The 13,522-nt window shown below is 28.3% G+C and carries 16 protein-coding genes; 3 read left to right on the top strand and 13 right to left on the bottom strand.

Annotated features, from left to right (window positions below):
• The 8 genes from bshC to ABY863_RS09920 form a co-directional block, all read right to left on the bottom strand.
• On the bottom strand, positions 1–408 hold a 408-nt coding region (gene bshC, locus ABY863_RS09955), incomplete at its 3' end, for a bacillithiol biosynthesis BshC (protein WP_372794371.1).
• A 4-nt stretch (positions 409–412) separates the two neighbouring features.
• Entirely contained in the window at positions 413–1,063 is a 651-nt protein-coding gene (locus ABY863_RS09950; RefSeq protein WP_372794369.1) for a class I SAM-dependent methyltransferase, read from the bottom strand.
• Positions 1,064–1,238: 175 nt separating this feature from the next.
• On the bottom strand, positions 1,239–2,549 hold the full coding sequence (rimO, locus tag ABY863_RS09945; protein ID WP_372794367.1) for a 30S ribosomal protein S12 methylthiotransferase RimO: 1,311 nt from the start codon (positions 2,547–2,549) through the stop codon (positions 1,239–1,241).
• A gap of 67 nt (positions 2,550–2,616) precedes the next feature.
• Positions 2,617–3,570 (bottom strand): signal recognition particle-docking protein FtsY, encoded by a 954-nt coding sequence (gene ftsY / locus ABY863_RS09940; protein WP_372794365.1) that lies wholly within the window; start codon positions 3,568–3,570, stop codon positions 2,617–2,619.
• 87 nt (positions 3,571–3,657) lie between these two features.
• Positions 3,658–3,810 carry a DUF4295 domain-containing protein gene (locus tag ABY863_RS09935; RefSeq protein ID WP_372794363.1) on the bottom strand — a complete coding sequence of 51 codons (153 nt, stop codon included), beginning with the start codon at positions 3,808–3,810 and terminating at the stop codon, positions 3,658–3,660.
• Positions 3,811–3,819: 9 nt separating this feature from the next.
• On the bottom strand, positions 3,820–4,005 hold the full coding sequence (gene rpmG, locus ABY863_RS09930) for a 50S ribosomal protein L33 (protein WP_299526746.1): 186 nt from the start codon (positions 4,003–4,005) through the stop codon (positions 3,820–3,822).
• Positions 4,006–4,017: 12 nt separating this feature from the next.
• Positions 4,018–4,257 carry a 50S ribosomal protein L28 gene (gene rpmB / locus ABY863_RS09925; protein ID WP_372794361.1) on the bottom strand — a complete coding sequence of 80 codons (240 nt, stop codon included), beginning with the start codon at positions 4,255–4,257 and terminating at the stop codon, positions 4,018–4,020.
• Positions 4,258–4,336: 79 nt separating this feature from the next.
• Positions 4,337–5,581 carry a competence/damage-inducible protein A gene (locus ABY863_RS09920; protein WP_372794359.1) on the bottom strand — a complete coding sequence of 415 codons (1,245 nt, stop codon included), beginning with the start codon at positions 5,579–5,581 and terminating at the stop codon, positions 4,337–4,339.
• Positions 5,582–5,887: 306 nt separating this feature from the next.
• Between ABY863_RS09920 and ABY863_RS09915 the strand changes: the two genes are divergently transcribed.
• Entirely contained in the window at positions 5,888–6,301 is a 414-nt protein-coding gene (locus ABY863_RS09915) for a hypothetical protein (RefSeq protein WP_372794357.1), read from the top strand.
• A 4-nt stretch (positions 6,302–6,305) separates the two neighbouring features.
• Here ABY863_RS09915 and ABY863_RS09910 read toward each other — a convergent pair whose 3' ends face one another.
• Both ABY863_RS09910 and ABY863_RS09905 read right to left on the bottom strand, forming a co-directional pair.
• A complete protein-coding gene (locus ABY863_RS09910) occupies positions 6,306–6,917 on the bottom strand; it encodes a fumarylacetoacetate hydrolase family protein (protein ID WP_372794355.1) in 612 nt (203 codons plus the stop codon).
• Positions 6,918–6,995: 78 nt separating this feature from the next.
• Positions 6,996–7,835, bottom strand: a complete 840-nt coding sequence (locus tag ABY863_RS09905; RefSeq protein WP_372794353.1) for a 1,4-dihydroxy-2-naphthoyl-CoA synthase — start codon at positions 7,833–7,835, stop codon at positions 6,996–6,998.
• A 259-nt stretch (positions 7,836–8,094) separates the two neighbouring features.
• Here ABY863_RS09905 and ABY863_RS09900 point away from each other — a divergent pair, with 259 nt between their 5' ends.
• Complete coding sequence (locus ABY863_RS09900; protein WP_372794351.1) at positions 8,095–9,300, top strand: alpha/beta hydrolase; 1,206 nt, start codon at positions 8,095–8,097, stop codon at positions 9,298–9,300.
• A gap of 7 nt (positions 9,301–9,307) precedes the next feature.
• Positions 9,308–10,465 carry a C1 family peptidase gene (locus tag ABY863_RS09895; protein WP_372794349.1) on the top strand — a complete coding sequence of 386 codons (1,158 nt, stop codon included), beginning with the start codon at positions 9,308–9,310 and terminating at the stop codon, positions 10,463–10,465.
• Positions 10,466–10,542: 77 nt separating this feature from the next.
• Here the strand turns inward: ABY863_RS09895 and ABY863_RS09890 are convergent, their stop codons facing one another.
• The 3 genes from ABY863_RS09890 to ABY863_RS09880 all read right to left on the bottom strand — a co-directional run.
• Positions 10,543–10,974: a DNA-binding protein gene (locus tag ABY863_RS09890; RefSeq protein ID WP_372794347.1), complete on the bottom strand. Its 432-nt coding sequence runs from the start codon at positions 10,972–10,974 to the stop codon at positions 10,543–10,545.
• A gap of 3 nt (positions 10,975–10,977) precedes the next feature.
• Positions 10,978–12,645, bottom strand: coding sequence for a 2-succinyl-5-enolpyruvyl-6-hydroxy-3-cyclohexene-1-carboxylic-acid synthase (menD, locus tag ABY863_RS09885; protein WP_372794345.1), 1,668 nt, complete (start codon positions 12,643–12,645; stop codon positions 10,978–10,980).
• Between the two features lie 116 nt (positions 12,646–12,761).
• Positions 12,762–13,522: isochorismate synthase (locus ABY863_RS09880; RefSeq protein ID WP_372794343.1), on the bottom strand; the 761-nt coding region annotated here is incomplete at its 5' end.

Genomic DNA, 13,522 nt, shown 5'->3' with positions numbered 1-13,522 from the left:
CATCCAATAAACGGGTACAAAATTCTGATTTGGAAATTCCTTTTTTAAGACTTCCGTTAAATTGATTGTTGAAATTATTTTATATAGAAAATATAAAGGGCCTGTAAAAATATTTAATTGATGCCCAGTTGTAACGGTAAATGTATTTTCGTTTGAAAGAGATTCAATATTTTGAAGTGTTTTTGTTGATATGTTTGAATTTACAAATTGACGCTTTAACACATCAACTAAAATATTCCTAGAATGTGGTTGGAATGATAGCCGCTTCGTTTCTATTTGTTTTTTAAATCCTTCTAAATCAGGAAAATTTTCATAAAAATCAGATAACTCACTTTTTTTATCTAAATAATCACAAATTATTTTCGAAAAATAACCCGTTTTTTGAAAAGGAATATGGTGTACTTTCATTTTTTTATGCTGTTCGTTGAAATAAAGTGTACACATATTCTCGTAAACCTCCTGAAGGTTGTGTATATGTATAATTAAACGATTTTAGCAACTTAAAATCAGTTCCTAATCTTTCTTGAAGCATTTCTTCATTATAATTAACGATATCTAAACCGCTACATTTTTTTGCACCTTCTAAATTAAATTCAGCTAAAATTACATATCCATTTGGTTTTAAAACTTTTTTAATCAAATCAAAATATGCTTTTTGTTGTGTTTCCGTTGTAAAAAAATGTAACACAGCTCTATCATGCCATAAATCAACATTTTTTAACTTTAACAATGCAATTGGATTTGTTAAGTCATCTAAAATAAATTGAACATGTGAATTGTTATGTTCCCCTAAATTATTTTTTAATTCAGTTAAAGCAGCCGAAGAAATATCATTTACAACAATATTTGAATAGCCTTTATTTAATAAAATTTCTATTAAGGTTGCTGCACCTACCCCTGCATTAAAAATTAGAGAATCTTTAGATAAATTACACGCTGAAATTAATTCCAATGATGGTATTGGATCTTCTTCATACCAACCTAAACTATCTATAGGTGTTTTTTGATAAGCGTTATTCCAATGCTTTTCAAAATCGTAATCTGGTAATAAGTTATCTTCCATTACTATTTAAGTTAATTTTTGTTAAAAGTAAACAATTTAGGCTGTTTGTCGAAATTAGACAAAACATCTAACAAATTTTTAACTAATTAATCCTAAAAATAAACTTCAACAAGCTCTGTTTAACAAAACGAATTTTATTCACTTTTTATACAACCTTGTAAATATAAATAGATATTTAAACTGGCTCTCCGTATAAGTCAAATTCAGTAGCTGATGTAATTTTTATTTCTGCAAATTTACCAACTTGAACGTAATGCTTAGTTGCATCTATTAATACTTCATTATCAACATCAGGTGAGTCAAATTCTGTTCTTCCAACAAAAACATTCCCATCTTTTCTATCAATCAAAACTTTAAATATTTTATCAACTTTTTCTTGATTCAATTCAAAAGAAATTTGACTTTGAAGTTCCATAATGTCGTTAACTCTTTGCTGTTTAACATCCTCTGGAACATTATCTTCTAAATTCGCAGCATGTGTATTTTCTTCATGAGAATATGCAAAAGCACCTAAACGTTCAAAACGCATTTCTTGAACCCAATCTTTCAATTCTTGAAAATTCTCTTCTGTTTCACCTGGATATCCAACAATTAATGTAGTTCTAATTGCCATATTTGGAACCGATTTTCTGAATTCAGCAATTAAACTGGTTGTTTTTTCATGAGAAGTTCCTCTTCGCATTGATTTTAAAATCTCATCATTAATGTGTTGTAAAGGAATATCCAAATAATTACAAACTTTCGGTTCATTGTTAATTACTTCTAAAACATCTAATGGAAACCCTGTAGGGAATGCATAATGCAAACGAATCCACTCAATTCCATCAATTTTAGCAAGTTCTTTTAATAAATCAGCTAACGCTCTTCTTTTATATATATCTAATCCGTAATAAGTTAAATCCTGTGCAATTAAAATTAATTCTTTGATTCCTTTTTTTGCTAATTTTGTGGATTCAATTACCAAATTTTCAATTGGAGTTGATACGTGTTTTCCACGCATTAAAGGAATTGCACAAAACGAACAAGGTCTGTCACATCCTTCAGCAATTTTTAAATAAGCATAGTGAGTTGGTGTTGTTGTTAAACGCTCTCCTATTAATTCGTGTTTGTAATCTGCATCTAATACCTTCAATAAATTTGGTAAATCATGGGTTCCAAAATATTCGTCAACATTTGGAATTTCTTTTTGTAAATCTGGTTTGTAACGTTCACTTAAACAACCTGAAACATAAACTCGGTCTACTTCTCCTAATTCCTTTTTATTTACATAATGTAAAATAGTATTTATGGATTCTTCCTTTGCATCACCAATAAAACCACACGTATTTATAACAACAATGTTTCCTTCATCATTTTCATCTTCGTGCACCACATTTTTGTTATTTGCTTTTAGTTGCCCCATTAAAACTTCACTGTCGTAAACATTTTTAGAGCATCCTAACGTAACTACATTAATCTTATTTTCTTTTTTTGATTTTGTTCTCATATTCTTGAATATAAAAAATCACACTTCGACAAGCTTAGTGTGAAATTTTAAGTTTTTATTTTATTTCTTATTTAAAAAATGAATCTACAAATTCAATTTTATTAAACACTTGTAAATCATCTATTCCCTCGCCAACTCCAATATATTTAACTGGAATTTGAAATTGATCAGAAATACCAATTACCACACCACCTTTTGCTGTTCCATCTAATTTAGTAACAGCCAAAGAAGTAACCTCAGTTGCTAATGTAAATTGTTTTGCTTGTTCAAAAGCATTTTGACCTGTTGAACCATCTAAAACTAATAAAACTTCATGAGGAGCGTCAGCAACAACTTTTTGCATTACCCGTTTTATTTTGGTTAACTCGTTCATTAAATTTATTTTATTATGTAATCTTCCTGCCGTATCAATAATAACGATATCCGCATTTTGTGCAACAGCAGATTTTAAAGTGTCAAACGCTACAGAAGCAGGATCACTTCCCATTTCTTGTCTAACTAAAGGCACTCCAACTCTATCTGCCCAAACTTGTAGCTGATCTATTGCTGCAGCTCTAAATGTATCTGCAGCGCCAAGAACCACTTTTTTTCCTTTTTTATTAAATTGAGCTGCTAACTTACCAATAGTAGTAGTTTTTCCAACCCCATTAACTCCAACAACCATAATTACATAAGGTTTCTTATCTGAAGGTGTTATAAAATCGGTTTCATTCCCTACATTAGTTTCTGCTAATAAACCGGCAATTTCTTCTCTAAGAATTGTATTTAACTCATCAGTTCCTAAATATTTATCTTCAGAAACTCTTGCTTCAATTCTTTCAATAATTTTAAGTGTTGTTTGAACTCCAACATCAGAAGAAATTAAAACTTCTTCCAAATTATCTAAAACATCATCATCTACTTTTGTTTTACCAACAACTGCTTTAGATAGTTTTGAAAAAAACGATATTTTAGTTTTTTCCAATCCTTTGTCTAAAGTCTCCTTTTTTTCTTTCGAAAATATTTTTTTAAATAAACTCATTTACTACAGATTTACAGTGTAAATATAAAAAAGAAAAAGCTACCCTCAATATTGAAAGTAGCTTTAGTATATATTAATGAGCTATTATTATTTTTTGCTCAAAAAGTCTTGTACTGCTGAAGGATCCATAATAGCTTCAACAAAAGTATAAGCTCCTGTTTTTGGAGATTTAACCATTTTGATAGCTTTTGATAATCTTTTTGATCCTGTTTGTAATGATGCTACTGATTTCTTTGCCATAATCCTATATTATTTAATTTCTTTATGAACAGTCATTTTCTTTAAGATAGGATTGAATTTTTTAATTTCCATTCTATCAGGAGTGTTCTTTTTATTCTTCGTTGTAATGTATCTAGAAGTACCTGGTAAACCAGTACCTTTATGTTCTGTACATTCTAAAATTACTTGGATTCTATTTCCTTTAGTCTTTGCCATTTCCTACTATAATTATTTTTTTAAGAAACCTTTTTCTCTTGCATCTTTAATAACTGCAGAGATTCCTAATTTATTAATATTTTTTAAAGCTGATGCAGCTACTTTTAAAGTAAGCCATTTATCTTCTTCAGGAATATAAAAACGTTTTTTTAATAAATTAACGTCAAATTTTCTTTTAGTTCTATTTAATGCGTGAGAAACATTATTCCCAACCATTGCTTTTTTTCCAGTAAGTTCACAAACTCTTGACATATTCTGTTCCTTTTTTAGTATTTTCTCAAAACGAGATGCAAAATTAAATTTTTAAAACTATATACACAAACTTATTTTACTAGTTTTTCAAAATTTCTTTTCTTAATAATTCTAAGGCTTTATTTGAAGCCCTTTCAATAACTTTCTCACGAGGTTTCCCAAAGAAAAATTCTTCAGAAAAAATGGTAGTTGGAGTTGCAATTGCAATAAAAACTGTACCAACTGTTTTATCTGTATTATCTGCTGTAGGACCTGCATTTCCGGTAGTTGCGATAGCATAACTTGTGTTAAATTTTTGCTGAATTCCTTTCACCATGGCTTCTGCAACTTGTGAGCTCACTACTGAATATTTTGCTATTAGCGCTGCATTAACATTTAGTTCTTTTATTTTTATTGATTCATGATACGCAACAATTGAACCCACGAAATAATTTGATGAACCGGCTATTGAAGTGATTTTTTTAGCAATATTACCACCTGTACAACTTTCAGCAGTTGCTAATGTTTGCTTTTTATCAGTTAATAATTTTCCCAATGCAACTTCAATTGTTTCATTTTCCTCTAAACCAACAATAATATCTGGAATTAGTTTAAACAACTTATCAACTTCATTATTTATCACTTTCTTTAATAATTGATCATCAATTCCTTTTGCTGTTAATCGTAAACGAAGTTTTCCATAAGATGGCAAATAAGCCAATTTTATATAAATGGGTAAATTATCTTCCCAAACTTCGATTCGCTCAGCAACCATACTTTCACCCATACCATATGTTAATATTGTTTTATGAAGTATAAATGGAAGCTTAAAAGTTTCTTTTAATTTGGGCAATACACTATTTTGCATCAATCCCTTCATCTCATTTGGGACACCAGGCAATGAAACTACTATTTTAGAATTACTTTCAAACCACATTCCAGGAGCCGTCCCAAATTCATTTTTAAGAGGAATACATTTGGAAGGGACTAATGCTTGCTGTTTATTAACTTCTGTAAACGGATATTTCATTTTAGCAAACATCTCTTTAATCTGCCCAACTATATCTTCATTTAAAACCAAGGTATCATTAAAATATTCTGCTAAAGTTAATTTGGTAATATCATCTTTAGTTGGTCCCAAACCTCCAGTGATAATAACAATATCACAATTAGATTGTGCTTCATTTACAGCTTTTAAAATATGTTGTTTATCATCTTGTATAGATGTAATCTGATAAACTGAAACTCCAATAGTATTTAACTGTTCTGCAATCCACTTAGAATTTGAATCTAATATCTGACCAATTAAAATTTCATCTCCAATAGTAATTATTTCTGCTTGCATCTTTTATAAAAAATATAAAGTAAAAGTATCATCTTTTTTTGAATTAAATTTACAATTCATGAAGATATGGCACATGATACTTGGAAAAAAGTTTATAAAGGAAATGATATTTATAACTGATTTTTAGAAAAAAAAAGAATAAATCATACCATTAATTTAATGGTATAAATTACATTAAAATGGTAATTTGTAAAATATTTAAATTTTTACAATAATTATTATACATATTTACTAATTTTAAAGCAACCTTTTATATAAAATTACATCTAATTAAAAAAATCAAAAAACATTAAATTTCCAACTGCTATGTTAACTACTAATGAATTAAGCGATAAAGATTTACTTGAAAAAGTTGAAAATTGTACTTTAAGCCCCGAACTATTCAATCATGAGACTCAATTAAGATTGTCATGGATTTTAATAAACAAATATGGTTTGGAGATTGCGACTCTTAAAAATTGTAAAATAAAAGAACAATTTTTTATAAAAGTTTTAAATAGTAACAAGTTTAATTTACCCTTAACAAAAGCTTATACAGAAATTTTACATTATTTCATGCAAAAGTCAGCTACTAAAAATTTTGATAAATTATTGAGAGAATTTCCAAGATTAAAGCATGACTTTAAAAAACTTGTTAAAACACATTATGGATTTGATATTTTAAAAATTCATAGACATGAAGAAATTAAACCTTTAGATACTATTTTATTTACATTTTAGTATATTATTTAATTTTTATTGAAAATAATTCTTGATCTTTAATTGCACCTACAAGAATATCATTTTCGCATACTTTTCCAACACCTGCAGGAGTTCCTGTAAAAATTACATCTCCTTTTTTAAGCGTAAAAAACTGAGAAACATACGCAATTAACTCATCAATTTTCCAAAGCATTGCATTTGTATTTCCTTCTTGCACCAACATTTCATTTTTATGAAGTGAGAATTTTAAATTGGTTAAATCTCCCAAATTTTCTTTTGGAATAAATTCACTAATTACAGCACTACCATCAAATGCTTTTGCTTTTTCCCAAGGTAAGCCTTTTTCTTTGCATTTATCCTGAATATCACGCGCAGTAAAGTCAATTCCTAAACCAATTTCATCGTAATATTTATGTGCAAATTTTTCATCAATATACTTTCCAACTTTATTTATTTTCACTAATATTTCAACTTCATAATGAATATCTTTTGAAAAAGGTGGAATAAAAAATGGTTGATTTTTAGCCAAAATAGCAGAATCTGGTTTCAAAAATATTACTGGATTTTCTGGTTTCTCATTTGCTAATTCTTCTATATGTTTGGCATAATTACGCCCTATGCAAATAATTTTCATGCTAATTAATTTAAAAATTGAATAATTGAAATATTAGAATACAAAATAACTCATTGTGAATTTTTAATTATCAATCAATTATGGAATCCATTTCTTTTCAAAATTAGGTGCTCGCTTTTCTAAAAAAGCATTTCTTCCTTCTTTTGCTTCATCTGTCATATAAGCCAAACGTGTTGCTTCACCAGCAAAAACTTGTTGTCCAACCATACCATCATCCGTTAAATTCATTGCAAATTTCAACATTCTAATTGATGTTGGTGATTTTGCTAATATTTCCTGAGCCCATTCATAGGCCGTATTTTCCAACTCATCGTGCGGAATTACTGCATTTACCATTCCCATATCATAAGCTTCTTGAGCTGAATAATTTCTTCCTAAGAAAAATATTTCACGAGCCTTTTTTTGTCCAACCATTTTTGCTAAATATGCCGATCCATATCCACCGTCAAAACTGGTAACATCTGCATCAGTTTGTTTAAAAATAGCGTGTTCTTTGCTCGCTAAAGATAAATCGCAAACAACGTGTAAACTATGTCCGCCACCAACAGCCCAACCTGGAACCACCGCAATTACAGGTTTTGGCATAAAACGAATTAAACGTTGAACTTCCAATATATTTAACCGATGATAACCATCTTCACCTACATAACCCTGATGCCCACGTGCTTTTTGATCTCCACCACTACAAAATGAATAAACACCATCTTTACTTGAAGGACCTTCAGCAGAAAGTAATACAACACCTATTGAAGTATCTTCTTGAGCATCGTAAAAAGCATCATATAATTCCTTGGTAGTTTTTGGCCTAAACGCATTTCTTACATCTGGTCTGTTAAATGCTATACGTGCAACACCATTGCATTTTTTATAGGTTATATCTTCAAAATCTTTTACCGTTACCCAGTTTATTTCTTTCATTTCTAATAAATTTATGTGTAAAAATAAATTATTTTAATGGTTTAAAAAATTAATAGATTAAAAGATCTAGTTGATATTTTTAATCCAAAAAATAGCATTTATAAATAAAGTAATAATTTCAGGTTGTTTTATTAATAAATATGTAATTTTCAATTTAATTTATATAATAAAATCATATAGTTAAAAAAGGAACGTTATTTAATATAAAACAATATTTTTAAATATTTTAGCTCTTTAAAACTATATACAAATTTCATTTATGAATAGTTCAACCATAAAAAAATTACTTTTATTAGTATTCACAATACTAATTTCAACCTCTATTTATTCACAAAATATTCAACTAAAAAAATTTAATTCAATAGAATTAGACAACGATCGTTATTTAAAAATTTACATTCCACCAAGTTATCATTTAGATTCAACTAAACTGTACCCGCTTACCGTTGTTTTAGATGCTGAATATTTATTTGATGTATATGTTGGTAACGCCATACTTTTTGCACATAATGAAGAAGCACCTGAACAAATTATTGTAGGAATTAACCAAAACTATAGAGATGAACGTTACGAAGATTGTTCATATTTAGAAGAAAATAGTTATCCAACAACTCAAGGTGTTGCATTTTATAGATTTATTGGAAGTGAATTGTTTGAATATTTTGAAGATAACTACAGAATTTCTCCATTTAAAACTATAGTAGGCAATACCTTAACTGCAAATTTTATAAATTATTTTTTAATTGAAGAATCTCCAGCATTTAACGCTTTTATAAATATAAATCCATCTTACGCATTGGATATGCCAACGATGCTTCAAAATAAAGTTCAATCTTTAAATAATGAAAACATTTATTATTATTTAAATAATACTAAATTAAATATTGATAAATGGCGAAATTCAATAGATACAGTAAATTCATTATTAAGTAGTTCTGAAAACTCAAAATTTAAATATAAATTTGATTCCTTTGATAATAGCTCTACAACAGCATCAATAGGGCAAGCAATTCCAAGTGCTTTAGCTTTTATTTTTGAAATGTATTCAGCAATTTCAAAAGAAGAATTTGAGACCAACATTAAAGATTTATCACCGCCAGATGCTATTGCTTATTTAGAAAATAAATATGTAGAAATTGAGTATTTATTTGGAAGCAATTTAAAAATCAGAGAACAAGATATTTTTGCTATTGAACCTATTATTTTAGATAAAGAAAATGGTGATTATTTACAAAATTTTGGAGAAATGATTAATAAATTATATATAGAATCTCCTATTGGAGATTATTATATTGGTCGTTATTATGAAACAGGAAATAAACTAAAACTAGCATTAAAATATTACAAAAGTGGTTATATGAAATTACCAGAAGGTGATCCAAATGCAAACGGTTATTATGAAAACATTGAAAGAGTTCTAAATAAAAGAGATGGAACTTATATTGAACCAATAATTGAAAATTAAATAAAAAATGAAAAAAATAGTACTATCAATCGCTTTCTTTGCGATTACAATTTCGTTCTTCGCTCAAGAAGATAGCTTTGTAAAAGTTAATATTCCTAAAGATGAAAAATATAGTTTTACGCCAATTATAGATATTGAAGCATCCGCTGTTAAAAGTCAAGGAAATACAGGAACATGTTGGAGCTTTTCAGCTTCATCATTTATAGAATCGGAAATTTATAGAAATTCTGGTGAATTAATTGATATTTCTGAAATGTATAATGTACGAAACACGTATACTGCAAAAGCTTGGAATTATGTAATGCGTCAAGGAAAAATTCAATTTAGCGAAGGAGGTTTAGCGCATGACGTTATGAATTCAATTCAAAAAAATGGATTGGTTCCTGAAAGTGCATATTCTGGACTGCAAGGTAAAGCTACACAACACAATCACGCACAAATTGTACCTGAACTTCAAAAAGTATTAGATGCTTATATTAAAAATGATCATAAATCTGCATACCCAAATTGGAGAGTTGCCGTAGACTCTATTTTAGATGTACACTTAGGAAAAACAACTCCAAATTTCATGTACAATGATGCCTATTATACACCAACATCATTTTTAGAAATGACAAAAGTGAATACATCTGATTATGTTACATTAACGTCATTTACGCATGAACCCTATAATACGAAGTTCATTTTAAACATTCCAGACAATTTTTCAAATGGAACTTTTTACAATATTAAATTGGAACAATTGGTTAATGAAGTTGACAATGCTATAAAAAAAGGCTACACATTAGCATTAGATTGTGATGTTTCTGAGAAAACATTTTCACAAAAATTTGGTGTCGCCATTATTCCTAAAAATATAGAGAATAATGAAAAATCATTAACTTATATTGTTGAAGAAAATAATATAACACCAGAATATAGACAACAAGAATTTGAAAATTACAATACAACCGACGACCATCTAATGCATATTGTAGGTTTAGTAAAAGACCAAAATAATACTGAATATTACAAAGTAAAGAATTCTTGGGGAAGCACTGGTGATCGTATTGGAAATGGAGGTTACGTGTATATGAGTAAAGCTTTTTTTAAACTTAAAACCATTTCAGTTATGGTTCATAAAGATGGATTAAGTGAGGAACTAAAAAGCGAATTTAAAATATAAGTTTCATCTTAAAAGTAACATATTTGTGAACCTAAATTTTAATAAGTTGACAAATATGTTATTTTTAATCATTTTTATTATTCAAGATCTTCATGTTTAAATAAGCTGATTCCTTCATCAGAAAGCGTAATTAGTTTTTGTCTAAACAAACCTCCTACAGCACTTTTAAATGCTTTTTTACTCATTCCTAATTGGTACTTTATTTCTTCAGGGCTACTTTTATCGTGCAAACCAACAAAACCATCATGCTGTCTTAAGGCATTTAATATAATAATTTCATTTTTAACAACAGTATGTTTAAAGCCTACAGCTTGCAAGCTCACATCTAACTTTTCATCTTCTCGAATTTTCTTTATATAGCCAACTAATTTTTGTCCTTCTTCAATTTTTTGGTACAATTCATTTTTATAAAGCAATCCCTCATATTCTTCATTTACCAACACTGTAAAACCCATTCCAGTATTTCTTACTACAATTAAATCTACTTTATCTCCTACTTTTAAATCCATTTTTTATTCTTTTAAATTGTTGAAATATGCTTTTAATATTTGATCGTTTTCTTCTCTTGGTGTAAATATTTCTAATAATTTGGGAAGCTTAGATGCTTCATAAAAATTAGAAAGTTGATTGTCTAATTCTTCTTCATTTTTAGCTATAATATACTCAAATTGATGCATTTTACATAAATGTTCTGCCGTTAAATTATGAGGTGTTTCAAAATAATCTAATGCATTTGAATCTTTTGGTCCTGGAATAAATCTAAAAATTCCTCCTCCTCCATTATTTATAACAATAATTCTAAAGTTGCTTGGAATATAGTTGTTCCATAAAGCATTGCTATCATAAAAAAAGCTAATATCACCTGTAATAAATACGGTGTTTTCTTTTGCTGAAAATGCTGCACCAATTGCTGTACTTGTACTTCCATCAATACCACTTGTACCTCTATTACAATAAACTGATAATGTTTTGTTGATATTAAATAATTGTGAATAACGAATTACTGAACTATTACTCAATTGTAATTGTGAATTATTAGGTATTGAAGGTAACAACTTACCAAATACTTTTAAATCTGAAAAAGCACACGTGCTAATAAATTCTTGATGCTTATTTAATCTAAATTCTTTTTTTTGCAACCAATAATCTTGATAATGACTTTTTGTTGGTTTTGTTAAAAAGAAAAACTGACTAAAAAATAATTGTGGTGATATTTTAAAATGATGTTTTAAGCAATGAAACGTGTCAAATGCTCTTTTAGAATCGGTATGCCAATGGTGTGTTGGTTTAAATTTTCTTAAATGTTCCTTTATTTTTTTTGAAACTATTAATCCTCCTAAACTTATTAAAATATCTGGTTGAAATTGTTCCAGTTCGTCTTCCTCCAAGGGAAAAATTAATTTATCAATACTATTTATAAATTTTGGATCTGAAACATTCGCTGTATTTTCTGTTAAAACTATGACTGATGGGTCTTTAACCAAATGCTCTAACTGAATTTGCAATAACTCATCAGGAAAATGTTCCCCAACCAATACCATTTTCTTTTTTGATGCATTCCAAATAGTTGCAAATTTTTGAAGTTCATCTACATCCAAAGGAATTTCATCTAATAAACTCTCTTTTAGTTCTTCAACAACTTCAATTTTAGTGTATTCAACTTCTTCAATTTCATACAGAGGGTCATTAAAAGGAACATTTATATGTACTGGACCCTTTTTATTTATAGCCGTTTCAATAGCTTTTTTAATGTTTTCTTCATCATTTTCAAAACCTAAATTGGCATTAAATAAAATATGATTGTCAAATACATTTTCTTGTCTAATTGTTTGTCCGTCTCCAATATCAATTAAATGAGCTGGTCTATCTGCAGAAATAATTAGTAAAGGAATATTACTATAAAATGCTTCTGCAATTGCTGGATAATAATTTAACAATGCAGAACCCGATGTGCATACTAAAGCTACAGGTTTACGAGTTTGCTGTGCAATTCCTAATGCAAAAAAAGCAGCGCAACGCTCATCAACAATAGATAGTGTTTTAATTTCTTTAGCATCATTAAAACCAATAATTAAAGGTGCATTTCGTGAACCTGGTGAAATTACAACGGTATTTATATTAAAATGCTCGCAGCTTTTTACAACTAGTTGAGCTAATTTATTTTTTGGAAATTGACGCATTTACACTATAAAATTAAAGTTGCAAAGTTACACAAAGTTATCCTAGTAATAATCGAATGAAATTAAGTTTTATTATTGTAATATTTCAATAAAGAGACACCATAAACATCAATTTTTTATAAAACTTTTTTCATGACTTCTGCTTTAGAAACAGTTTCTTCCCACTCATTTTTAGCATTACTATCCATAGTAATTCCTCCACCAATATAAATTGAAGCTGTATTTTTATTTAATTGCATACAACGCAAATTTACAAATAAACTGGTGCTATTATCAATGTTCAATTCTCCTAAATAACCCGTATAATAAGTTCTATGATATGCTTCATTTTCTAAAATAAATTTGATTGCTTTCTCTTTAGGCAATCCACAAACTGCAGGTGTTGGATGTAATGAAGCAACCAAATTACCTAATGAACTAGTTGCTTTTAATTCTCCAGAAATATCTGTTCTAATATGCAATAAATTTCCAGCTTTTACAGTGTATGCTTCTGAAACTTTAATAACATCAATACTATTTTTTATGTTTTCTAGAATATAATCTGTTACAAATTGCTGTTCTTGCTTTTCTTTATCCTTCCAAATAACATTGGTAGCATCTTTATAAAGTTGAGTTCCTGCCAAAGCCATTGTTTCAAATTTATTTTGACTTACACTTATTAATTGTTCAGGACTTGCACCCATCCATAATCCAATATGTGGATGAAACCACAAATACACAAAAGCATTTTTGTAACTATTCAATATTTTTTTTAAGGTATTAATAACATCTACTTTTTCAATTTCAAGCATTTCCATTCTTGATAAAACAACTTTTTTAGTATTGCTATTTTTTAAAAAATCAATTCCTTTTTGAACGAGTTGAATATGATTTTCTT

The sequence above is a fragment of the Lutibacter sp. genome (genome assembly GCF_041562875.1).
In the GTDB taxonomy this organism is placed as follows: domain Bacteria; phylum Bacteroidota; class Bacteroidia; order Flavobacteriales; family Flavobacteriaceae; genus Lutibacter.
Note: the sequence above shows the minus strand (reverse complement) of the source record. Positions and strands in the feature narration are given on the sequence as shown.

Excerpts from the sequence above, each read along its gene's own strand:
- ABY863_RS09910 (WP_372794355.1), bottom strand. The coding sequence starts at position 6,917 with ATGAAAATTATTTGCATAGGGCGTAATTATGCCAAACATATAGAAGAA.
- rimO (WP_372794367.1), bottom strand. The coding sequence starts at position 2,549 with ATGAGAACAAAATCAAAAAAAGAAAATAAGATTAATGTAGTTACGTTA.
- ABY863_RS09895 (WP_372794349.1), top strand. The coding sequence starts at position 9,308 with ATGAAAAAAATAGTACTATCAATCGCTTTCTTTGCGATTACAATTTCG.
- ftsY (WP_372794365.1), bottom strand. The coding sequence starts at position 3,570 with ATGAGTTTATTTAAAAAAATATTTTCGAAAGAAAAAAAGGAGACTTTA.
- ABY863_RS09890 (WP_372794347.1), bottom strand. The coding sequence starts at position 10,974 with ATGGATTTAAAAGTAGGAGATAAAGTAGATTTAATTGTAGTAAGAAAT.
- menD (WP_372794345.1), bottom strand. The coding sequence starts at position 12,645 with ATGCGTCAATTTCCAAAAAATAAATTAGCTCAACTAGTTGTAAAAAGC.
- ABY863_RS09905 (WP_372794353.1), bottom strand. The coding sequence starts at position 7,835 with ATGAAAGAAATAAACTGGGTAACGGTAAAAGATTTTGAAGATATAACC.
- ABY863_RS09950 (WP_372794369.1), bottom strand. The coding sequence starts at position 1,063 with ATGGAAGATAACTTATTACCAGATTACGATTTTGAAAAGCATTGGAAT.
- ABY863_RS09920 (WP_372794359.1), bottom strand. The coding sequence starts at position 5,581 with ATGCAAGCAGAAATAATTACTATTGGAGATGAAATTTTAATTGGTCAG.
- ABY863_RS09915 (WP_372794357.1), top strand. The coding sequence starts at position 5,888 with ATGTTAACTACTAATGAATTAAGCGATAAAGATTTACTTGAAAAAGTT.
- rpmB (WP_372794361.1), bottom strand. The coding sequence starts at position 4,257 with ATGTCAAGAGTTTGTGAACTTACTGGAAAAAAAGCAATGGTTGGGAAT.
- rpmG (WP_299526746.1), bottom strand. The coding sequence starts at position 4,005 with ATGGCAAAGACTAAAGGAAATAGAATCCAAGTAATTTTAGAATGTACA.
- ABY863_RS09935 (WP_372794363.1), bottom strand. The coding sequence starts at position 3,810 with ATGGCAAAGAAATCAGTAGCATCATTACAAACAGGATCAAAAAGATTA.
- ABY863_RS09900 (WP_372794351.1), top strand. The coding sequence starts at position 8,095 with ATGAATAGTTCAACCATAAAAAAATTACTTTTATTAGTATTCACAATA.